Genomic DNA, 1,448 nt, shown 5'->3' with positions numbered 1-1,448 from the left:
AGAGCGCGCCCGGGCGGTGATCGAGGTGATTCGCGAGCACGAGGCGCGCACCGGCCACAGCGTGATGTACGCGCTCAACCTCACCGGCGAGGTCGACGAGATGCGCCGCCGGCACGACCTCGTCCGCGAGCTCGGGGGCAACTGCATCATGGTCAGCCTCCACAGCGTCGGGCTCAGCGGCCTCACGGCACTGCGCCGGCACAGCGAGCTGCCGATCCACGCCCACCGCAACGGCTGGGGTCTGTACTCACGCTCCCCGGCCGTCGGCATCAGCTACGTCGCCTGGCAGAAGCTCTGGCGCCTGGCCGGCGCCGATCACATGCACGTCAACGGGTTGCGCAACAAGTTCTGCGAGCCCGACGACAGCGTGATCGCCTCCGCCCGCACCTGCCTGAGCCCGCTGTTCGACGCCCCCCGGCCCGCCTGCCTGGCGATGCCGGTGTTCTCCTCCGGCCAGTCCGCCTGGCAGGCACCGGACACCTATGAGGCGCTCGGCAGCAGCGACCTCATCTACTGCTGCGGCGGCGGCATCGTCGGCCACCCGGACGGCGTCGCCGCGGGAGTGCGCAGTGTCCGTGAGGGCTGGGAGGCGGCAGCAGCCGGCATCCCCCTCGCCGACTACGCCAGGGAACACCCGGCCCTGGCCCGGGCCCTGGAGACGTTCGCCCGATGACCGAGGCACCACTGCTCGCCTACTACGGCGACGACTTCACCGGCTCCACCGACGTCATGGAGGCGCTCAGCGTCAACGGCGTGCCCACGGTCCTGTTCCTGCGACGGCCGACGGCCGCGGAGCTGGCGAGGTTCCCGGAGGCCCGCGCCGTCGGCATCGCCGGCATCAGCCGGGCCAAGTCCCCCGCCTGGATGGACGAGCACCTGCCCGGCATATTCGCCGGCCTGCGCGCGCTCGGCGCCCCGCTGGTGCACTACAAGATCTGCTCGACCTTCGACAGCGCACCGGAGATCGGCAGCATCGGCCGCGCCATCGACATCGGCGCCCGTGTCCTCGGCACGCGCCAGACACCGGTGGTCGTGGGCGCGCCGGTGCTGCGCCGCTACCAGGCGTTCGGCAACCTCTTCGCCACGGTCGGCGACGAGACCTACCGCATAGACCGCCACCCGACCATGAGCTGTCACCCGGTCACCCCCATGACCGAGGGCGACCTGCGGCGGCACCTGGCGCGGCAGACGGACAAGCCCGTCGCCCTGATGGACGTGCTGGCCCTCTGGTCGGAGGACTACCCCGCCCGGCACCGCGCCCTGCTCGACGGCGACGCCGGCGTGCTGCTCTACGACGTCCTCGACGACGTCACCCAGCGCCGGACCGGCGAGCTGCTCTGGCGCGACGTCACCGACGGCGCGGACAGCCGCTTCTGCGTCGGCTCCTCCGGTGTCGAATACGCCCTCATCGCCCATTGGCGGGCCAGCGGCGCCGTCCCGCTGCCGGC

Annotated in this window: 2 protein-coding genes; both read left to right on the top strand. The window is 72.2% G+C overall.

Annotated features, from left to right (window positions below; translation table 11 throughout):
* The coding region (locus G7A99_RS10760) for a RuBisCO large subunit C-terminal-like domain-containing protein (protein WP_240466242.1) at nt 1-673 on the top strand (673 nt) is incomplete at its 5' end.
* On the top strand, nt 670-1,448 hold a 779-nt coding region (locus G7A99_RS10755), incomplete at its 3' end, for a four-carbon acid sugar kinase family protein (protein ID WP_163140103.1). The genes G7A99_RS10760 and G7A99_RS10755, both read left to right, overlap by 4 nt.

It is taken from the genome of Arhodomonas sp. KWT (assembly GCF_010993615.1).
This window is presented reverse-complemented; position numbering and strand designations above follow the sequence as displayed.